This window comes from Actinoplanes sp. ATCC 53533 (genome assembly GCF_003947245.1).
This window is the reverse complement of sequence record NZ_QHHV01000074.1, coordinates 71688-90198: the sequence shown is the minus strand read 5'-3', so window position 1 is coordinate 90198 and position 18511 is coordinate 71688. Positions and strand designations below refer to the sequence as shown.

Here is an 18511-nt window from a genome sequence, read left to right as displayed (position 1 = left end):
GGCCCCGCGGCGGCCCAGCCCGTGCAGGCGGTCCTCGAGGTCCGCGATCCCAACAGCACCTCGGTACGGCTCTCCTGGAGCGCCGCGTCGCCCACCGCGACGTACGACGTCGAGGTGGACGGGAAGAAGATCGCGACGACCGTGGCCACCCGCGCCAGGCTGATCGGGATGCGCCCGGACGGCAAATACCAGGTGACGATCCGCAGCGCGAACGGCTACCTGGCCAAGGCCGTCGCCCAGTCCGCGCCCGCGGCCCGGCCCACGGCCAACAGCTGGTTCGTGCTCACCAACTCGCTGACCGGCGGCGCGGCGGACCTCTACGCGGCGCGGACCGCGAACGGCACCCCGGTGACCCTCGGCGGCCCGGACGGTGACGCGCAGCAGCAGTGGAAGCTGATCCCGGCAGCAGCCGGCTCGTACTCGCTGCAGTCGAGGGCCACCGGCAAGTGCGTGATCCCGCTGAACGGCAACCCGGCGACGGGTGCGCCGCTGGTGCAGGGCGACTGCACCTCGGCCGACAGCGGCCGGTGGTCGCTGATCGCCACCGACTTCGGCTTCAGCCTGCGCACCACCATCGGCGGCCTGGTCGCCGGCGTGGGCAGCCAGCGTTTCGGCGCCGCCCGGCTGCTCGTCCTGCAACAGCCGGAGCAGGCCCGGCACCAGAGTTGGACGGCGGTTCCCGGTTGAGATCCGGGCGAGGGGAGTGACGATGCTGGACACGGACGTACGGATCGACCCGCAGCTGGAGCCGGACGAGGACCCGCGCCGGTTCAACCGGCGCCGGGTCGTCCGGGTGGTGACGATCCTGGTGCTGGGGATCCTCGCCGTGCTGGCGATCTGGGACGAGCCCCTCTACGCGGGCTACTGATTCCGCGCGGCGTAGTCGTCGATCTCGGTCAGCAGCCGTGACTTCCCGGCCGCCGGCAGGAACGACGCGTGCACGGCCGCGCGGGCGAGACCGGCCACCCCGGCGGCGTCGAGATCCAGCAGCCGGGCGGCCACCGCATATTCCTCCTCCAGGGTGGTGCCGAACATCGGCGGGTCGTCGGAGTTGATGGTGACCGGCACGCCGGCGGCGACCAGGGCCGGCAGCGGGTGCTCGTCGATGCCGGCCACCGCCCGGGTCCGCACGTTGGAGGTGGGGCAGACCTCCAACGGGATCTCGTTGTCGGCCAGGTAGGCCATGAGCTGCGGGTCCTGGACGGCGGCGATGCCGTGCCCGATCCGCTCGGCGCCGAGGTCACGCAGCGCGTCCCAGATGGTCTGCGGTCCGGTGGTCTCCCCGGCGTGCGGCACGCTGTGCAGCCCGGCCGCCCGGGCCTTGTCGAAGTACGGCTTGAACTGCGGCCGCGGCACCCCGACCTCGGGACCGCCGAGCCCGAAGCTGATCAGCCCGGCGGGCTGTTCCACAAGCGCGATCCGCAGCGTCTCCTCGGCGGCGGCCAGTCCCGCCTCCCCCGGGATGTCGAAGCACCAGCGCAGTTCCACCCCGAAGTCGGCGGCGGCGCCGGCCCGGGCGTCCTCGATGGCCGCGCAGAACGCCGGCGCCGGGATGCCCCGCCGCACGTGCGAGTACGGCGTGACGGTCAGCTCGGCGTACCGGACGTGCTGGCGGGCGAGCTCGCGGGCCACCTCGTAGGTCAGCATCCGGACGTCCTCGTCGTCGCGGATGAGGTCCACCACGCTCAGGTAGACCTCGATGAAGTGGCCGAAGTCGCGGAACGCGAAGTAGTCGGCGAGGGCGGCCGGGTCGGCCGGCACCAAGCTCTTACCCTCGTGCCGGCTCGCCAGCTCGGCGACGATGCGCGGCGACGCCGAGCCGACGTGGTGCACGTGCAGCTCGGCCTTCGGCAGCTGGGCGATGAACGAGGTCAGGTCGGTCAATTTCTCCCCCTAGGCGATGGTCGCGACCGTGAAGATCCGGCGGAACGGGAACGCCACGTACCCGTTGCGGGCAGGGTATTCCGCTGCCAGAGTGGCACCGAGCGCGGCCCGGAACCCGCGCCACGCCGGTTCCGCCAGCGCGGCTTTCACCGGTCGCAGCGCGGTGCCTTCCATCCAGCGCAGCACCGGGTGCTCGGGCCCGGTGGCGGCCAGCAGGTGCACATAGGTGGTCTCCCAGGCGTCCACCGTCGCCCCGGCGCCGGTCAGCAGCGCCGCATAGCCGGCGGCGTCGTCCACCGGCGCCTCGCGCACGATCTCGCCGACGGTTTCCGCGTAGGGGGCGCTGCGGGCCAGGGCGCGCAGGGCGCGGTGCGAGGGCGCGTCGAAGTTGCCGGGGACCTGCATGGCGAACCAGGCGCCGGACGGCAGCGCGCGGACCCACCGCTCGATGAGCGCGCGGTGCTCCGGCACCCACTGCAGAACGGCGTTGGTGACGACCACGTCGGTGTCCGGCGCGGGCTGCCAGTCGTGCACGTCGGCGACGTCGAACGCCACCGGCGCGGCCAGGGCACGGGCCTTGCCGATCATCTCGGGCGACGAGTCCAGCCCGGTGACCCGGGCATCCGGCCAACGCCGGGCGAGGCCGGCGGTGAGTTCGCCGGGGCCGCAGCCGAGGTCGGCGACGGCGCGGGGCCGCTCGGCGCCGATCCTGGCGACCAGGTCGTGGAACGGGCGCGAGCGTTCGTCGCCGAAGCGGTGGTAGACGGTGGGATCCCACATGACCGTTCTCCAAACCGTACGTACGTCTTTTTTGCAGCGTAGCACCGGCGGACGTAGGCTCGCGGGGTGGAAAATCGCAGCTTCGCCCGCCTGGGGCGCACCGTCGGCGTGATCGGACTCGGTGCCTGGCAACTCGGCGCCGACTGGGGCAGCGTCAGCGAGGAGGACGCGCTCGGCACGCTCGGCGCGGCCGTGGACGCCGGCGTGACCTTCATCGACACCGCCGACGTCTACGGCGACGGCCGCAGCGAGCAGGTCATCGGCGCGTTCCTGAAGCAGCCCGGCGTCCGGGACAAGCAGCTGACCGTGGCGACCAAGATGGGCCGCCGGCTGCCTCAGGTGCCGGCCAGCTACACCCTCGACAACTTCCGGGCCTGGACCGACCGCTCCCGCGCCAACCTGGGCGTCGACACCCTCGACCTGGTCCAGCTGCACTGCCCGCCCACCCCGGTGTATTCCACGGAGGCCGTCTACGACGCCCTGGACACCCTGGTGCAGGAGAAGGCCATCGCGGGTTACGGCGTCAGCGTCGAGAAGGTCGACGAGGCGCTGGCGACCATCGCCCGGCCGGGCACCGCGAGCGTCCAGATCATCCTGAACGCGCTCCGGCTCAAGCCGCTCGAGCGGGTGCTGCCCGCGGCCGCCGCGGCCGGCGTCGGCATCATCGCCCGGGTCCCGCTGGCCAGCGGCCTGCTCTCGGGCCGCTACGACGAGCACACCACGTTCGGCGCCGACGACCACCGCACCTACAACCGGCACGGCGCGGCCTTCGACGTCGGCGAGACCTTCTCCGGGGTCGACTTCGGCAGCGGGCTGGCGGCCGTCAAGCGGCTGCTGCCGCACGTGCCCACGGGCGCGACCATGGCCCAGTTCGCCCTGCGCTGGATCATCGACCAGCCCGCGGTCACCGTGGTCATCCCGGGCGCCCGCAACGCGGAGCAGGCCCGCGGCAACGTGGCGGCCGCGGCGCTGGCGCCGCTGAGCGACGAGGCCCACGCGGCCGTCCGCTCCGTCTACGACGAGCTGATCAGGCCCCAGGTCCATGACCGCTGGTGAGGGGGCACCGATGAAGGGCTGGCTGTGGCTCGCCCTGGGCCTGCTGGGCGTCGTGCTGGGCGTGCTGTGGACGGCGCAAGGGCTCGACCTGCTCGGCGGGAGCGTGATGAGCGGCGTGACGATCTGGGCCGTCATCGGGCCGATCGTCGCCGTGGGCGGCCTGGTGCTGATCGTGCTGGGGGTCCGGGTCCGGGCGCGGAGCAAGCAGCAGCCCTGAGGCCGGCCTTGCCGGGGACAGAAAAACCCCGCATCCCTCGAAGAAGGGATGCGGGGTTACTCAGGCCGATCTCCGCCAGGTGATCGGCGGCCGGCGTCGCCGCCGGCAGGATGGTCTCAGAGCGGGCGAACCTGCTCCGCCTGAGGGCCCTTCTGGCCCTGGGCGATCTCGAACTCGACCCGCTGGTTCTCTTCCAGACTGCGGTAGCCGCTCGTCTGGATGGCCGAGAAGTGGACGAACACGTCAGCACCCCCGCCATCGACGGTGATAAAGCCGAAGCCCTTGTCTGCGTTGAACCACTTCACGGTTCCCTGCGCCATGCTGAACTCTCCTTCTGAAAATGCCGGCCCGGTGATGCGGGGCCGATGGTCGTTTCCGCGCAAGCGGCCGCCGCGAGGGGCGGCGTTCCAGAAGGACGAACCTCTGAACCACGTACACAAAAACTGGCCACACTGTACCCGAAGAACGAGCCCGAAAGCTGCCCCTCAGCCGAATCCCGTCGACTCCGACAGAACCGGAATAGGCCCTCGGCGCCGGCCGAGCGGCATCGAAGACCTAGACCGTGGTCTATGCAAGAAGGCGATCAATCAGGCCATTCCCCGGTGATCTTGCGAACGCCGGCGGCTCCGCCCCGGTCGACGAGCGCCTTCACCGTCGCGAAGATCGCGCCCTGCAGGGCGGCCGCGGCGAGGATCTCGCCCCAGCTCCGATCCTCGTCGGTCGCGTTCGGGGCATCGTCGTCGCCGGAGGCGAACTTCCAGACCTCCTTGAAGACGAAGCCGGCGATGGCGCCGGCCCCGATGCCCAGCAGCAGACCGACCGGCTTGTATGCCACCTTCCGCAGCTTCTTGCTCACTTACGCCTCCCGCGCACGATGAGGACGATGCCGACCAGCGCGACGCCGGCCGCGAGCATCGCGGCGAACGGGATCGGATTGCGCCGCATCCGCATGCCGCCGTCGTGAGCGTTGACCAGCGCGCCGGACTCCCCGCCCGCCACCCTTGCGAGAGCGGCCCTGTCACCGGCCTGCGCCGTGGCGTTGCGGACCTTTTCCGACGCGACGCCGACGGCGGCTGCCGCGACCTCGCGGACCTTGCCGGTCGCATCGTGCACCTGCGCCCTGGCCTTCTGCTTGGTCAGCTCGACCTGCTCCCGCGCCCGGGCCTTGACGTCCGCCTTGGCCGCGAGGGCCTGGACCGTCTCGCCGAGCTCGGCGCGGGTCCGCTTGATCTCCTCGCGCAGGGCCGCCACATCCGGCTTGGCCCGGGCGGATCCGTTCTTGTCGCTCATGCCGTCACTCCGGCGATGACCCTCGTCGTGCTTGATGATCGGCTCGCAAGCTCGCTCATGCCCGGCTCCTGCTCTTGATCGCGTGCTTGACCTCGTCGACGTCCGCCTTGGCGCTGGCGATGGCGGCCGAGGGCTCCGGCGGGACCGCCCGGGTGACCTGATTCTTGCCGAACAGCGCCAGGATGCCGGCCGACCCGAACAGCACCACGGTGACGATCAGCGCGGCCAGCCACAGCTCCAGGAACACGTCGAGGACGATGATCAGCGTGGCGAACAGCGCGCCGACGCCGTACAGGGTCAGCACACCTGCCGCGCCGAACAGACCCACCCCGATGCCTGCGTGCTTACCCTTCTCCGCGAGCTCCGCCTTCGCAAGCGCGATCTCGTCCTTCACCAGGCGAGAGAGCTGCTCGCTCGCCTTCTGTACCAATTCCGCGGTGGACGGGTCGGTCCCCGGACGGACCGGGCTACCGTTCAAGACATCGGCCATGGTGTCCTCCTTTCCCCATGAAGCCACTATGCCCTGCACATGCCAGGGTCAATCCTCGCCTTTCCGGGCCGGAATTACTGCCGCATGCCGGACCCGGCGGGGGCCGCCTGCTCGTCGGGTCCGCTGAAGGCCACCGCCCGCTCGTCGCCGTCGCCCGTACCGCCGAAGACCCGGGCGTCGCCGCCGGCCTCCGCCTCATCGGCCGGCCGGTCGGCGGCCGGCGGCTGGGCGGTTCGGCCGGGGAGCACGCGCTCGTCCCGGGCCACGTCGGCACGCAGCCGCGGCAGGGAGTCCCGCTGGTGCTCGAAGACCCAGCCGACCAGGCGCTCGCGGACCAGGCAGCGCAGGTCCCACAGCGAACCGGCGTCGTGCGCGCTGACCAGCGCGCGGAGCCGGATCATGCCGCCGGTCGCCTCGGTCACCTGCAGCACGCAGACCCGGCCGTCCCACAGCTCGGTGCCCTCACAGACCGCGCGCAGCTCGGCGCGCATCGGCTCGACGGGCGCCGACCAGTCCACGTCGATCTCCGCGGTGCCGAGCACCGCGGAACCGGTCCGGGTCCAGTTCTGGAACGGCTTGGTGGTGAAGTACGAGGTGGGCAGGATCAGCCGGCGATCGTCCCAGATCTGCACGGCGACGTACGTCAGGGTCAGCTCCTCGATCCGGCCCCACTCCCCCTCGACGACCACGACGTCGTCGATGCGCACCGCGTCGCTGAAGGCGAGCTGCAGGCCGGCGATGAGGTTGCCGAGGGTGCTCTGCGCGGCGAGCGCGGCGATGACGCTGATCAGGCCGGCCGAGGCGATCAGGCTGGCGCCGAGGGCGCGCACGTTCGGAAAGGTCATCAGCATGACGCCGACGGTCAGCACCACGATCCCCGCGACCGTGACCCGGCGCAGCATGACGACCTGGGTCTTGACCCGGCGGGCCTTCATGTTGTCCGGGACGTCGACCCGCCAGCGGGCCAGCGCGAGATCCTCCAGCACCAGCAGCAACGCGCCGACGAGCCAGGCGATCGCGGCTATCACCAGGATCACCAGGGCGTGCAGCACCCCGGCCCGGCCCGGGAAGGGGCCGGCGAAGCCCCGGACGGCCTGCTGCACGGCGAAGATGGTGACGGTGGCGAGGAACGGCCGGTGCGCCGTATTCGCCAGGTCGTTGAGCAGGGTCGAGCGGCGCCCGAGCCGCCTGACGACCCAGTGCACGGCCTCGACGAGGACGATCGCGGCGCCCGCCGCGATCACGACGGCGAGCAGGGCGGTGAGCACGCTGGTCACGGTTTCCCTCTCCAGACTTCAGGGTTCGTTGCCAGCGTTCTACCTTTCCACCTCGCGATGCGTCACGCCGTGCGGTGATGCGTCACACCTTGCGGTATCGGGCCTGCGAGAAGCAGTAGACGCCGAAGGCAGCGATGCCCAGCGCGACCAGGCCCAGCAGCCACGGGCCGTACGACTGCTCGGCGAGCAGGCGCAGCGCGGCGTCCAGGCCGCGGGCCTTCTCCGCATCGTAGGTCACGGCCGCGGCCACGATCAGGCCACCGGCGATGGTGTAGGCGACGCCCTTGGCCGAATAGCCGGCGACGCCGAGGCGCCGCGTGGTCTTGCGGACGGTGGGATTCATCTGCTGGGTGTTGAGGTGCTTCTCGAACTTCTTGGTGACGCCGTAGAGCAGCAGGCCGATGCCCACGCCGACCACCACGATCCCGATCAGCCCGACCAGCCAGCGCCCGCCGGAGTTGGCCATCAGGCTGGAAGCGCCCTTCTCCTGGCTGTCGCCGGTCGAGGCGTTCGCGCCCTGGAGCACCCGGATGGCGATCCAGGCGAACGACAGGTAGATGACCGTGCGGAAGCCGGAGACGACGCGCTCGGCGATCGCCTCCTTGTCCTGCGGGCCGCTCTCGCCGATGGCGGCCTCGAAGGCCTGCCACAGGGCCAGGGCGATCATGCCGATGACGGCGATCACCAGCATGGTCTTGCCGAACGGCTGGCCGGCCAGGCTCTGCAGGGCGCCGGACTGGTCGCTCTCGCCCTTCGAGTCGCCGAGGGCGACCTGCAGCGCCAGCCAGGCGAAGAGCAGGTGAATGACGCCGTACACGATGAAGCCGCCGCGGGCGAGATATTCGAGCGGTTTACTGTCGGCAGCGCGTGACGCGGTGCTCCGGGCGTGCTGGGTGGCAGACATGCCGCTTTGAATGACCTGACGCGACTTTTTTGAAACCTGCCACCCGTGCCAGCCGGACGTGCTAGCGGGCGACCACGAACTGGACGGCGTCGGCGGTGACGCTGTCCAGCGAGACCCGCAGGCCGCCGACGTCCACCGCCTGCTGACCCTTGGTGAGCTGGACCTGCTCCCCGGCGATGTCGAGGGTGACGGTGTCGGCGTCCGCGCTGACGAACTTGGCCTCGACGCCGAGGACGCTGGCGCTCGCGCTGGTGCTGCGTTCCATGGTGACGGTGCACTGGTCCAGGCCACAGTCGACGTTGTCGCTGCTGCAGCCGGCGAGCAGGGCCAGCCCGAGGGCGGCCGAGGTGAACAGGGCGGCGATACGCGGTGCTGCGGTGTTCATCACGGGATCAAGAGTACGGGCCCCGAACCACCATAAGCTGATCGCATGGCCGTCACCGTGCAGGACAACCCCGCCCGCCGCCGCTTCGAGATCCTGCTCGACGGCGAGGTGGGCGGCTTCGCCGACTACCGGGTGCGCGACGGCGCCGTGGTCGTGCTGCACAGCGAGGTGGATCCGGCGCAGCGCGGCAAGGGGCTGGGCGGCATCCTGGCCGCGCGCACCCTCGACACCCTGCGCGAGCGCGGCGAGAAGGTCGTTCCCGCCTGCCCGTTCTTCGCGAAGTACGTCGCCGAGCACCCGGAGTACGACGACATCGTCGTCGAGTGACGCTCAGGCGGCGAGCGCCTGCGCCGACAGCCGCGGCACCGACGTGCCGGCGATGATCTCCGCGGCCGCCTGCCCGCAGGCGCGGGTGGCGCCGTAGGTCGCCAGGTGCACGCCGCCGCTGATCGCGACCGGCACGCCCATCTCCACCACGATCGCGTCGGGGCGCACCGCCAGCGTGTCCCGCAGCGCGTCGGCGATCCACCGGTGCCGGTGCACGTCGCGCACGACCAGGACCAGCGGCCGGGCGCCCGCTCCGGCCAGGACATGCCCGGCCACCTCGGCCACCCCGGCCAGGTCCTCGGCGCTGAACCGCACCGCGGTGGTGCCGGGCAGCAGGGTGCCCAGGGGCGCGCCCACGCCCCACGGCGTCTCGGCCCCGATCGCGATGTTGCGCGGCGGCGCGAACTCGACCACGTGCGGCGGGCTGGACAGCGGCAACTCGGGGGCGGCCGCGGTGGTGGTGACCTTGACGGCTCGACGGGCGGCGGCCTGCCCGACGGCCGACCCGCCGACCACGATCTCGCGGGCGTCGCCGACGACGCGGTGATCCGCCGGACCGCCAATGACGATCTCGCGCGCGTCACCGCCGGCGACGCGCTGATCTCCGGCCATGCCGCCGAGACCAGGCCGGCGGGGCGCGGCCGAGCCGGCGGCGTCGGCCACGGCCCGGGCGCCGATCGCGGTCTGCGTCTCCAGCGTCCAGGCGGCCAGCCTGCGGACCCGCGCGGCGGCGTCGCGCAGCCGCTCCTCGCTCAGCTCGCCGCCGCGCACGGCGGCGATGACGGCGTCCCGCAGCCGCACGGCGGTGTGCTCGTCGGCGTGGTCGCCACCGACGCAGATGGCGTCGGCGCCGGCGGCCAGCGCCCGGACGGCCGCCCCTTCGAGGCCGTACCGGTGGCGCACGCCCTGCATCTCGATGCCGTCGGTGACGATCAGTCCCTGGAAGCCGAGCTCCTCGCGCAGCAGGCCGGTGAGGATGCGCCGGCTCAGCGTGGCGGGCAGCTCCGGGTCGTAGGCCGGAACCAGCAGGTGACCGGTCATGATCGACTGCACGCCGGCGGCGATGGCGGCCCGGAACGGCACCAGCTCGACCTCGGCGAGCCGCTCACGGCTGCGGTCGATCAGCGGTACGGCGTGATGCGAGTCGACGGCGGTGTCGCCGTGGCCCGGGAAGTGCTTGGCGCAGGCGGCGACCCCGGACTCCTGCAGGCCACCGATCCAGGCCGCGCCGTGCCGGGCCACGAGGCCGGGCTCGGCGCCGAACGCCCGTACCCCGATGATCGGGTTGTCCGGGTTGCTGTTGACGTCGGTGTCCGGGGCGTAGTCGAGCGTGATGCCCGCGTGGGCCAGCTCGAGCCCCAGGTCCCGGGCGACGGCGCGGGTCAGCTCGGTGTCGTCGATCGCGCCCAGGCCCAGGTTGCCGGGCCGGGAGCTGCCGTGCCGGGACTCCAGCCGGGTGACGTCGCCGGCCTCCTCGTCGATGGCCACGATGACGTCGGGCCGTTCCGCGCGCAGTTGCGCGGTCAGCGCCGCGAGCTGCGCGGGCGTCTCGACGTTGCGAGCGAACAGGGCGACGCCGCCCAGCCCGTCGGCGAGCCAGCGACGCACCCAGCCGGGCACGGTGGTGCCCTCGAATCCGGGCTGCAGCACCGTCGCGGCGAGATCCGGCAAATCGCCATGATTCGGCATGTGTCCGCGTACCTCCGGTGACGACGAATACGCGCTCAGCGAGCACGTCCCCCAACGTGATCGGCCGACATCCGTCATGGGCGCGGCGACGACCAATGGTCACCCACTCCGGCCTTTTAGTCAACAAACCTTTCTATTAAGCCGGCTTGCCCGGCTCGCTAAGCTTCGCTACGTGCGAACACAGTGGGCAGCGCCCCGCCTGGCGGCCTCCGGCGTGGACTGGTCGGAGGTGCACGCCGTGCGCCTGCTCGGCGTCGCGCTGGGGGCGTTGATCCTGTTCTGGGCCATCCGCCGGATGTTCCGCGGCAAATAGCCGCGGCCCGACGATCAAGGAACGCCGGCGAGCGTTTGCGCGACACATCGGTGGGGCACAATGGCCGCTCGATGAAGCTACCCATCTACGGCCCTCGCCTTCGCAAGGTCGCCCGCCGGCATTTCGGCTGGCCCTCCCTGCGCCCCGGCCAGTTCAAGCCCATGCGGGCTGTGCTGCGCCGCCGCGACGCCCTCGTCGTCCTGCCCACCGGCGCCGGCAAGTCGGCGATCTACCAGATCCCGGCGGTCCTGCTGCGCGGGCCGACCGTGGTGATCTCACCGCTGCTGGCCCTGCAGCAGGACCAGATCGCCGCCCTCAACGAGCGTGCCGACCCGGCCATCCGCGCCGTCCGGGTCAGCTCCGCCGAGACCCCGAACCAGCAGCGCGAGGCCATCCGGGAGATCCGGGAGGGCCGGGCCGAATTCCTCTTCATCACGCCGGAACAGCTCAGCAACCCCGATCGGCTGGCCGAGGTGCGCGCCCTGAAGCCCGGGCTGGTCGCGGTCGACGAGGCGCACTGCATCTCCGCCTGGGGCCCCGACTTCCGCCCCGACTTCCTCGCCCTCGGCCACCTGATCAAGCAGCTCGGCCGGCCGCCGGTGCTGGCGCTGACCGCCACCGCCTCGCCGCCGATCCGCGAGGACATCATCAACCGGCTGCACCTGCACAAACCCGAGATCCACGTGTCCGGCCTGGACCGGCGCAACCTGTTCCTCGAGGTCGCGTACTGCCCGGACGAGGACTACCGGTGGCGGCGGCTCACCGCGCTGCTGGACGAGGCGGGCCGGCCGGGGATCATCTACGTCGCCACCCGGCGGGCCGCCGAGGAGCTCGCCGAGCGCCTCACCGGCGCCGGCTACAGCGCCACGTTCTACCACGGCGGGATGGCCGGTGGCGCCCGCGAGCAGGCGCACGAGGACTTCCTCGCCGACAAGACCGACATCATGGTCGCGACCTCGGCGTTCGGCATGGGCATCGACAAGGCCAACATCCGCTGGGTGGCTCACGTCGCCCTGCCCGACTCCCCGGACAGCTACTTCCAGGAGATCGGCCGGATGGGCCGCGACGGCGAGCCGAGCCGCGCACTGCTGCTGTGGCGCGCCGAGGACGAGGCGATCCAGCGGTTCTTCGCCGGCGGCTCCCCCGACGAGGCGGAGATCCGCGACCTGGCGGCCGCCCTGCGGGCCGGCCCGGCCACCAAGACCGCACTGAAGGAGAAGACCGGCCACGGCACCCGCAAGCTCGGCCAACTGCTCGGCCTGCTGGAACAGGTCGGCGCGGCGGTCGCCGGCAGCGCCAACAAGTGGACGGTGCCGGTCTTCGCGCCGCTGCCGGCCGCGGCGGCCGAGGCCGCCGTCGCCGAATACGCGCGGCAACAGGTGGTGCTGCGCTCACGCAACGACATGATGCGGGGGTACGCGCAGAGCAACGCGTGTCGTTCCCAGACCCTGCTGGCCTACTTCGGCGAGGATCTCGTCAAGCGCTGCGGCCACTGTGACAACTGTGCCGACGGCGTGGCCGAGGAGACCGAGGAAGAGGCCGGCGACGAACCGTTCGCCGTGCACAGCACGGTGCGGCACACCGACTGGGGCCCCGGCATGGTGATGGGGTACGAGGAGGATCGCATGACCGTGCTGTTCGAGGAGGTCGGCTACAAGACCCTCTCGGTGCCGGTCGTCCAGCAGCACGCGCTGCTGGTCGCTGAGAAGAAGAAGAAATGAGTGAGGATTTCGTGACCGACGAACCGCTGTACGCCACGTTCGGCTTCACCGACGCCGAGTGGGGGCTGCTGGTCGGCCTGCCGCAGTCGGTGCTGACCGCCGCGAGTGTGGCGACCCACGACAGTGCCCGCAAGACCCGCGCCGAGACGGCCGCCGGCCTCGACCAGATCTCCGACGCGCGCTCCTCGGCCAGCCCGCTGGTCACCGCGATCGCCGCCGCGGTCCTGGACCAGACCGGCGACCCGGACCGCGGCGAGGAACTGCAGGCCATCGAGCCGGCCGACCCGGTCGGCTACGCCCAGGACGTCGTCGGCCGGGCCGCCGAGGCAGCCACGCTGCTGGCCGCCAAGACCGACCCCGCGGACGCGGAGACGTACAAGCACCTGCTGGTGGGGATCGCCGACAGCGTGGTCGGCGCGGCCTCGACCGGCGGCATGCTCGGGCTCGGCGGCGACACCGTGACCGACAACGAGCGCGCCTTCCGCGACGCCCTCGCCAAGGCCCTGGGCGCCTGAACCACTCGGGGGCCGCTTCGGTATTGGACGACCGGCACGGCCCCCCGACCCCGGGCCGGGTGGAATGCTCGGGAGATGGTGGTGGACGAGTCCGCGTGGGCGCGACCGTCGGCGGTGCTGCGGCCGTACGTCGCGCATTTCGCCGGCTGGCGTCAGCGGGGGGTGCCGGCGGTGACCCATCGCGGGTTGCCGTCGCCCTACCTGACGCTCGTGCTGACCCTCGACGACCCGCTGGTCGTCCACGCGCACCCGGACGCCCGGCAGGCGCCGGGCAGTTACGACGCCCTGGTCGGCGGGCTGCACCTGGCCCCGGCCCTGATCGCGCACGGCGGCCGGCAGTCCGGGGTCCAGGTGGCCGTGCAGCCGCTGGGCTGCCGTGCGCTGTTCGGCCTGCCCGCGGGTGAGCTGGCCGGCCTGGATCTCGACCTCGCCGACCTGCTCGGCGCCCTGGGCGTCGAGGAGCTGCGGGGCCGGCTGCGGGCGGCGCCGGCCTGGCCGGCCCGGTTCGCGGTGCTGGAGGCGGCCCTGCTGAGGCTGGCCGGGCGCCGCGCTGCCGAGGTGCATCCCGACGTCGCCCACGCTTACCGGCGGCTGCTGGCCACCGGCGGCCGGCTGCCGGTCCGCGAGCTGGCCGGCGAGGTCGGCTGGAGCCCGCGCCACCTCACCGACCGGTTCCGGGTGGAGACGGGCCTCGGCCTCAAGGAGGCGGCCCGGGTGGTCCGCTTCGACCGGGCCCGGCGGGGGCTGACCCCCGGCACCGAGCTGGCCGGGCTCGCCGCCGACACCGGCTACTACGACCAGGCGCACCTGGCCCGCGAGTTCCGGGCCCTGGCCGGCTGCTCGCCGTCGCGCTGGCTCGCCGACGAGTTCACTTTCGTCCAAGACCACGTGCCGCCCGGCGCGCAGGATGAGTCTCATGACTGAGAAGACGACCCCGCCACCGCAGGTGTGGCCCACCCTGCGGGCCCGCGACGCCCGGGCCCTGATCCGCTTCCTGGTCGAAGCCTTCGGCTTCACCGAGACCGCCGTGTACGGCGAGGGCGAACACGTCGCGCACGCCGAGCTGGCCTGGCCACCCGGCGGCGGCATCATGCTCGGCTCGCACCGGGACGATCCGGACGACCCGTGGGCGCTGCGGCCGGGCACCTTCGGCGCCTACGTGGTGACCGACGATCCCGACGGGCTGCACGACCGCGCGCTGAAGGCCGGCGCGACGATCGTCCAGGAGCTGCGGGAGACCGACTACGGCTCCCGCGACTTCGCCGTCCGCGACCCGGAGGGCAACCTGTGGTCGTTCGGCACCTACCGGGGTGAGGCACGCCCGCCGGCCGGCTGATCCTGGACCGGGTCCGGTTGGCCGTCGGCGCCGAGCTTCGCTCCTTTCCGGAGCGACCGGGCCCACACGCGGATCCGGTCGGCCGACCGGGTTTGATTGTCCTCGATCGATAGATCAAAGTGGCCGCATCGTGACAGCCGTACTACCCTGCGCTACGGGACACGCGCCTTGGGTGGGCGCTGCTCTCGAGCGGAGGCGAGATGAGCGCAGGTGTCAGCAATGAGCCACCCATACCGTTGCATATCTTGATCACCGGCGGCACCGGGACGCTGGGCGAGGCGATGGTGGCGGCGTTCGCCAAGGCGGGGAATCGGGTCTCCTTTCAGTACCACCGCAACCTCGAGGTCGCGGAACGGCTGGAGTCCGAGTGGGGCGCCGCCGGGGTGCGCATCGATTTCGCCGGTGAGTTCGAGACACCACCGGGTGAGTTCGACGTGCTGATCAACTGCGCCGGGATCAACGAGTCCGAGGAACTGACCGGAAGCGTCAGCCTCGCCGTCTGGGAGCGGATGCTGCGGATCAACGCCACCATCCCGCTGCTCCTCACCCAGGCCGTGCTGCCCGGGATGGTGAAACGCGGCTGGGGCCGCCTGATCAACATCGGCTCGATCTACAGCCTCCGGGTCGCACCCCACCGGGCACCGTACGCGGCGTCGAAACACGCCCTGAGCGCGCTGACCAAGACCATCGCCAAGGAGTACGCGGGCGCCGGCGTCACGTGCAACGAGATCTGCCCGAGCGCCGTCGAATCCCGGCTGATCAACCGGATCGCGGAGGACCGGGCCGCCGCCCGCGGCATCACGGTCGAGCGGGTGCTCGACGAGTACCGCTCGATGAACCCGTCGGGCCGGCTCGTGACGGCCGAGGAGGTGGCCTCGGTCGCGTTGTATCTGGCCGGCGCGCAGGCCGGCAACGTGAACGGCGTCTCGATCCCCGTCGACGGCGGGTCGGTGGTCTGATGACCGCCCCGGAGGACCCGCTGGGTACCGCGTCGGCCCAGATCAGGTTCGGCATCTGGAGCGACAACCCGGCACCGGCCGATCAGCTGCTCCACGAGCTGAGATCACGGAACCAGCCGGTGGCGCTGCTCGGCGCCGGGCTCACCACCCTGGTCGAGTGCCTCGTCGTCCTGATGCGGTCGCCGCTCAACGACGCCGGTCTGGCGCGGCTGGCGGAGTTGGCGAACCGGGCGCGGATGACGGTCGCCGTCGAGCCGCCGCGTGCCCCCCGACGGGCGCCCCCGTGGCCCCGGGAGGTGACGCTCTGCTGGACCGGGCAGGGCGCCGACCTCGACCGCATCGCCGAGGGCCTGATCCGGTTGGTCAGCCACACCGGGCTGCCTTTCGCCCCGTTTCCGTCGCTGCTGGGGACCGAGCGCCCACCGCCGCGCCTGCCCTGGGCCAGTTCGCGTCAGTCCCTGGTCGAGCAGTTGCGTCGGCCGGACCTGCCCCGGGTGATCCCGATCGCGCAGCCGCTCTACGACGAGCTGGTGAACACCGAGAAGGCCACCGGGCCGCTCGACTACGACCTGATCCGGCTGGCCCGGTGGACCCGCGACGAGCGCCGCAACACCGTGATCAACCTGCGGCTCGGTAACAAGGACGACCTGAACTCGTCGCTGACCAGGCCCCAGTCCCTCGAGGAGGTGGTGCTCGGCAAGCGGACCCGGCGGCTGATCATGGTGCTGGGCGAGCCCGGCGCCGGCAAGAGCCTGCAACTGCGCTACCACGACGCGCTCGCCGCGCTGCGGTCGATCCGGCGACCGGGTGATCCGTCGGCGAAGGGGAACTCGTTCTACGTGGCGCTCGCCGACCAGCCGGCCAGCCCGGACATCTCGTTCAACTGGCTGGCCTCACGGTGGAGCGACATGGTCGACACCAGCCAGTGGTGCGACCTCGACCAGTTCGTCCACGACGGCGGCACGGTGCTGCTGGACGGGCTGAACGAGGGCGGCATTCGTACGCTGCAACTCACGCAGTGGATGGTGCACTGGCGCGACGTGATCCGCGACCTGTTGCGGCGGGGTGCGTCGAAGGTGGTGGTCACCTGCCGCACCCGCGACCAGGTGATCAACATGCGAGCGCCGGAGAACCGGGATCCGACGGAGGTCTCCCTGCTGCCGCTGTCCCGGGACCACATCATCGCGATCGCCACCGGGCACGACGTCGACACGGGCGCGCGCCTGCACGAGGCGTTGCGCTCCGACGAGGGCCTGATCGAGCTCTACTCCAACCCGTTCCGGCTGGCGTCGTTCCTGCGCTCCGGCGCGCCGCAGGTCGCGGACACCGAGACGCTGCTGTTCGGCACGGCCGTGTCGGCGGCGATCGTGCACGAGTGGGAGCATGACGCCGCCCACGGGCCACTCGTGCCGGTCGGCATCCCGAACCGCCTCAAGCGAATCGCGAGCTCGGGCGCCGACCCGTGGCCGGTCCTGGAGAGCATGCCGCTCATCCGGGCGCTCGGCGGGCTCGCCCGGCAGCTGACGTTGCCCGCGGAGCCGGGCGGTCGCGCGCGGCTGACCATGTCACCGCGGGACGGCGGGACGGCGCTCAGCCAGGCGCTGCACGACGCCGGTGAGCGGGCGGTCGACCCGGCGTTGATCGTGGAGACCGCGAAGGACCTGCACATCCTCGCCGACGACCCGACGAAGGTGCGCTTCGCCCATCCGTCGATGCAGCACCTGTTCGCGGCGCTCGGCACGCCCGTCGAGGACATCGTCTCGCTGGCCCGGCAGAAGCTGAGCGTCACCCCGGCGCAGGAGCGCCCGCTGCCGGACGGCCAGGCGCCGCCCGCGTCGCCGGTCACCGCGCCCGGCTACGCGCACCACCGGTACGAGGAGCTGTTCAAGTTCGCCGCCCAGCTGCGCGGTGTCGAGGTCGCGGACCGGCTGGCCGATGTCGACCCGGTGCTGGCCGCCCGCGTCTACCTGTCCATCCGGTCGGACACCGACGCGGCGGTCGCGGCGCGGATCCGGAACGCGATCCTGCGCCGGCTGCGCGACCTGACCGATCGCCGCCAGCGCAGCGCGATGCTGGCCGCGCTGGGCGACATGGGCTGGAGCCTGCCGTCGACCGAGGAGGGCGGCGGCGCGACCGTGCTGGTGCCGGCCCGGGAATGGCAGCTGGGTGATCGCCGGGAGGAGAACACCGACCGGCGGGTGGGCAGCGAGGTGCGCACGATCAGCCTGCCGGCCTTCCGGATCGCGCGCTTCCCGGTGTCCAACGCCGAGTTCGAACTGTTCATCCAGTCCGGCGGCTACGAGGACCCGACGCTGTGGTCGCCGGAGGGCTGGGAGTGGCGCATGCGGCGCCGCGCGGTCGACCAGTTCGTCTCCGACTGGCAGCGGCGTCAGGAGAAGCTGAAGAGCGAGTACCCGCAGATGGTCCTCGAGTTGCTGCGCAGCGGTGCGGCCACGCCGGTCGGCGCGGCCGCCCTGGTCCGCTTCGCGACGATGCCGGAGTGGGAGATCGCCGAGCACGCGCGAACCCAGCTGGCTCAGCCGGTGACCAAGCCGAAGTACTGGCACGAGACGACCCTGCGCAACCGCCTGCAACCCGTGGTCGGCGTCTCCTGGTTCGAGGCCAACGCCTACTGCACGTGGCTGGGCCGGCTGCTGCGGGCCGCGGTCCGGCTGCCCAGCGAGAACGAGTGGGAGGCGGCCTGCCTGCACTCGTGGCAGGTCCGGACGACGGCCGGCATCGAGGCTGTGCTGGGCGCCGGATACGCGAACACGAAAGAGTTCGGCTACGAGGCGACCACGCCGATCGGCACCTTCGCCACCCGCGAGCAGGAACGGCGGCTGCTGCCCGTCGAGCTGCTCGGCAACGTGTTCGAGTGGACGTTCGACTACTACGCGGCGGGCGTCCACAACCGCCGAACGGTCAAGGGCGGCTCCTGGCAGCAGGAGTTGTGGCGTGCACGCCCGGCGTACCGTGGACGGGGCGACGTCGACAACCGGAACAACGACCTCGGATTCCGTTACGTGATCACGGAGGAGCCGGCATGAACGGGCATGGTGACGCGTACGGCAAACCCGCCGACGAGATGCGGGCGGCGCCCCCCGGCGCGGAGGATCAGGTCGGCGAGATCGCCCTGCTCGCCGCCGACCCGGATTCCGACGACGAGGAGATCCTGCGGAAGCTGAACAATCTCGCGAGCACGTTCACCGCCGGGGAGATCTTCACCGCGCTGGTCCGGTTCGACGTCCCCGACGTGCTCGGGTAATCCTTTCGACAATCGACCGCACAACCTCCCCATCCGTGCTGTCGTTGGAGGCGTGGACCCGGCGGAAGACATCCTGTGTGGTGCTGGTCGCTGGACTAGGGCT

The 18511-nt window shown here is 71.9% G+C and carries 23 protein-coding genes; 13 read left to right on the top strand and 10 right to left on the bottom strand.

The window, feature by feature from the left end; genetic code table 11:
• On the top strand, positions 1–687 hold a 687-nt coding region (locus DMB66_RS24890; RefSeq protein WP_199752615.1), incomplete at its 5' end, for an RICIN domain-containing protein.
• A gap of 22 nt (positions 688–709) precedes the next feature.
• Entirely contained in the window at positions 710–868 is a 159-nt protein-coding gene (locus tag DMB66_RS62730) for a hypothetical protein (RefSeq protein ID WP_199752614.1), read from the top strand.
• Here DMB66_RS62730 and DMB66_RS24885 read toward each other — a convergent pair.
• Together DMB66_RS24885 and DMB66_RS24880 are read right to left on the bottom strand one after the other, a co-directional pair.
• The gene (locus DMB66_RS24885; RefSeq protein ID WP_125806532.1) at positions 862–1884 is read right to left on the bottom strand and encodes an adenosine deaminase; all 1023 of its coding nucleotides are present in this window, start codon (positions 1882–1884) and stop codon (positions 862–864) included. The two genes, DMB66_RS62730 and DMB66_RS24885, sit on opposite strands and share 7 nt — an antisense overlap.
• Positions 1885–1893: 9 nt before the next feature.
• Complete coding sequence (locus DMB66_RS24880; RefSeq protein WP_125806531.1) at positions 1894–2664, bottom strand: trans-aconitate 2-methyltransferase; 771 nt, start codon at positions 2662–2664, stop codon at positions 1894–1896.
• 66 nt (positions 2665–2730) lie between these two features.
• On the opposite strand from DMB66_RS24880, the gene DMB66_RS24875 reads away from it, so the two are divergent.
• Both DMB66_RS24875 and DMB66_RS24870 read left to right on the top strand, forming a co-directional pair.
• Positions 2731–3720, top strand: coding sequence for an aldo/keto reductase (locus DMB66_RS24875; RefSeq protein ID WP_125806530.1), 990 nt, complete (start codon positions 2731–2733; stop codon positions 3718–3720).
• Between the two features lie 10 nt (positions 3721–3730).
• The gene (locus DMB66_RS24870; RefSeq protein WP_199752613.1) at positions 3731–3937 is read left to right on the top strand and encodes a hypothetical protein; all 207 of its coding nucleotides are present in this window, start codon (positions 3731–3733) and stop codon (positions 3935–3937) included.
• Between the two features lie 116 nt (positions 3938–4053).
• Here DMB66_RS24870 and DMB66_RS24865 read toward each other — a convergent pair whose 3' ends face one another.
• The 7 genes from DMB66_RS24865 to DMB66_RS24835 form a co-directional block, all read right to left on the bottom strand.
• Positions 4054–4257, bottom strand: a complete 204-nt coding sequence (locus DMB66_RS24865; RefSeq protein WP_007458127.1) for a cold-shock protein — start codon at positions 4255–4257, stop codon at positions 4054–4056.
• Positions 4258–4520: 263 nt separating this feature from the next.
• The gene (locus DMB66_RS24860; protein WP_125806528.1) at positions 4521–4793 is read right to left on the bottom strand and encodes a DUF4235 domain-containing protein; all 273 of its coding nucleotides are present in this window, start codon (positions 4791–4793) and stop codon (positions 4521–4523) included.
• Positions 4790–5227 (bottom strand): DUF3618 domain-containing protein, encoded by a 438-nt coding sequence (locus DMB66_RS66020; RefSeq protein ID WP_125806527.1) that lies wholly within the window; start codon positions 5225–5227, stop codon positions 4790–4792. The genes DMB66_RS24860 and DMB66_RS66020 overlap by 4 nt, the downstream gene beginning before the upstream one ends.
• Before the next feature lie 55 nt (positions 5228–5282).
• Positions 5283–5717 (bottom strand): phage holin family protein, encoded by a 435-nt coding sequence (locus tag DMB66_RS24850; protein ID WP_125806526.1) that lies wholly within the window; start codon positions 5715–5717, stop codon positions 5283–5285.
• A 74-nt stretch (positions 5718–5791) separates the two neighbouring features.
• The gene (locus DMB66_RS24845) at positions 5792–6994 is read right to left on the bottom strand and encodes a mechanosensitive ion channel family protein (protein WP_125806525.1); all 1203 of its coding nucleotides are present in this window, start codon (positions 6992–6994) and stop codon (positions 5792–5794) included.
• 82 nt (positions 6995–7076) lie between these two features.
• A complete protein-coding gene (locus DMB66_RS24840) occupies positions 7077–7898 on the bottom strand; it encodes a DUF1206 domain-containing protein (RefSeq protein ID WP_125806524.1) in 822 nt (273 codons plus the stop codon).
• A 61-nt stretch (positions 7899–7959) separates the two neighbouring features.
• On the bottom strand, positions 7960–8283 hold the full coding sequence (locus tag DMB66_RS24835) for a hypothetical protein (RefSeq protein ID WP_125806539.1): 324 nt from the start codon (positions 8281–8283) through the stop codon (positions 7960–7962).
• Between the two features lie 45 nt (positions 8284–8328).
• Here DMB66_RS24835 and DMB66_RS24830 point away from each other — a divergent pair, with 45 nt between their 5' ends.
• A complete protein-coding gene (locus DMB66_RS24830; protein WP_125806523.1) occupies positions 8329–8610 on the top strand; it encodes a GNAT family N-acetyltransferase in 282 nt (93 codons plus the stop codon).
• Positions 8611–8613: 3 nt separating this feature from the next.
• Here DMB66_RS24830 and DMB66_RS24825 read toward each other — a convergent pair whose 3' ends face one another.
• Positions 8614–10299, bottom strand: coding sequence for a glycoside hydrolase family 3 protein (locus DMB66_RS24825; RefSeq protein WP_125806522.1), 1686 nt, complete (start codon positions 10297–10299; stop codon positions 8614–8616).
• A 172-nt stretch (positions 10300–10471) separates the two neighbouring features.
• On the opposite strand from DMB66_RS24825, the gene DMB66_RS62725 reads away from it, so the two are divergent.
• From DMB66_RS62725 to DMB66_RS24790, 8 genes are all read left to right on the top strand, one after another.
• A complete protein-coding gene (locus DMB66_RS62725; protein ID WP_199752612.1) occupies positions 10472–10612 on the top strand; it encodes a hypothetical protein in 141 nt (46 codons plus the stop codon).
• Between the two features lie 71 nt (positions 10613–10683).
• Complete coding sequence (locus tag DMB66_RS24820) at positions 10684–12333, top strand: ATP-dependent DNA helicase RecQ (protein ID WP_125806521.1); 1650 nt, start codon at positions 10684–10686, stop codon at positions 12331–12333.
• Between the two features lie 11 nt (positions 12334–12344).
• Entirely contained in the window at positions 12345–12848 is a 504-nt protein-coding gene (locus DMB66_RS24815; protein ID WP_125806538.1) for a hypothetical protein, read from the top strand.
• A 75-nt stretch (positions 12849–12923) separates the two neighbouring features.
• Positions 12924–13772, top strand: a complete 849-nt coding sequence (locus DMB66_RS24810) for an AraC family transcriptional regulator (protein ID WP_125806520.1) — start codon at positions 12924–12926, stop codon at positions 13770–13772.
• Entirely contained in the window at positions 13765–14184 is a 420-nt protein-coding gene (locus DMB66_RS24805) for a VOC family protein (RefSeq protein ID WP_125806519.1), read from the top strand. The genes DMB66_RS24810 and DMB66_RS24805 overlap by 8 nt, the downstream gene beginning before the upstream one ends.
• A 245-nt stretch (positions 14185–14429) precedes the next feature.
• Positions 14430–15143, top strand: a complete 714-nt coding sequence (locus tag DMB66_RS24800) for an SDR family NAD(P)-dependent oxidoreductase (RefSeq protein WP_233624821.1) — start codon at positions 14430–14432, stop codon at positions 15141–15143.
• Positions 15143–18190 (top strand): SUMF1/EgtB/PvdO family nonheme iron enzyme, encoded by a 3048-nt coding sequence (locus DMB66_RS24795; RefSeq protein ID WP_125806517.1) that lies wholly within the window; start codon positions 15143–15145, stop codon positions 18188–18190. Before DMB66_RS24800 ends, DMB66_RS24795 begins: the two co-directional genes overlap by 1 nt.
• Positions 18187–18408, top strand: coding sequence for a hypothetical protein (locus DMB66_RS24790; protein ID WP_125806516.1), 222 nt, complete (start codon positions 18187–18189; stop codon positions 18406–18408). The genes DMB66_RS24795 and DMB66_RS24790 overlap by 4 nt, the downstream gene beginning before the upstream one ends.
• The last annotated feature ends 103 nt before the right edge of the window (positions 18409–18511 follow it).

Bases quoted from the DNA above. Each gene is read 5' to 3' on its own strand.
- DMB66_RS62730 (WP_199752614.1), top strand. From the start codon at position 710: ATGCTGGACACGGACGTACGGATCGACCCGCAGCTGGAGCCGGACGAG.
- DMB66_RS24880 (WP_125806531.1), bottom strand. From the start codon at position 2,664: ATGTGGGATCCCACCGTCTACCACCGCTTCGGCGACGAACGCTCGCGC.
- DMB66_RS24870 (WP_199752613.1), top strand. From the start codon at position 3,731: ATGAAGGGCTGGCTGTGGCTCGCCCTGGGCCTGCTGGGCGTCGTGCTG.
- DMB66_RS24865 (WP_007458127.1), bottom strand. From the start codon at position 4,257: ATGGCGCAGGGAACCGTGAAGTGGTTCAACGCAGACAAGGGCTTCGGC.
- DMB66_RS66020 (WP_125806527.1), bottom strand. From the start codon at position 5,227: ATGAGCGACAAGAACGGATCCGCCCGGGCCAAGCCGGATGTGGCGGCC.
- DMB66_RS24850 (WP_125806526.1), bottom strand. From the start codon at position 5,717: ATGGCCGATGTCTTGAACGGTAGCCCGGTCCGTCCGGGGACCGACCCG.
- DMB66_RS24840 (WP_125806524.1), bottom strand. From the start codon at position 7,898: ATGTCTGCCACCCAGCACGCCCGGAGCACCGCGTCACGCGCTGCCGAC.
- DMB66_RS24835 (WP_125806539.1), bottom strand. From the start codon at position 8,283: ATGAACACCGCAGCACCGCGTATCGCCGCCCTGTTCACCTCGGCCGCC.
- DMB66_RS24830 (WP_125806523.1), top strand. From the start codon at position 8,329: ATGGCCGTCACCGTGCAGGACAACCCCGCCCGCCGCCGCTTCGAGATC.
- DMB66_RS24825 (WP_125806522.1), bottom strand. From the start codon at position 10,299: ATGCCGAATCATGGCGATTTGCCGGATCTCGCCGCGACGGTGCTGCAG.
- DMB66_RS24820 (WP_125806521.1), top strand. From the start codon at position 10,684: ATGAAGCTACCCATCTACGGCCCTCGCCTTCGCAAGGTCGCCCGCCGG.
- DMB66_RS24810 (WP_125806520.1), top strand. From the start codon at position 12,924: ATGGTGGTGGACGAGTCCGCGTGGGCGCGACCGTCGGCGGTGCTGCGG.
- DMB66_RS24805 (WP_125806519.1), top strand. From the start codon at position 13,765: ATGACTGAGAAGACGACCCCGCCACCGCAGGTGTGGCCCACCCTGCGG.
- DMB66_RS24795 (WP_125806517.1), top strand. From the start codon at position 15,143: ATGACCGCCCCGGAGGACCCGCTGGGTACCGCGTCGGCCCAGATCAGG.
- DMB66_RS24790 (WP_125806516.1), top strand. From the start codon at position 18,187: ATGAACGGGCATGGTGACGCGTACGGCAAACCCGCCGACGAGATGCGG.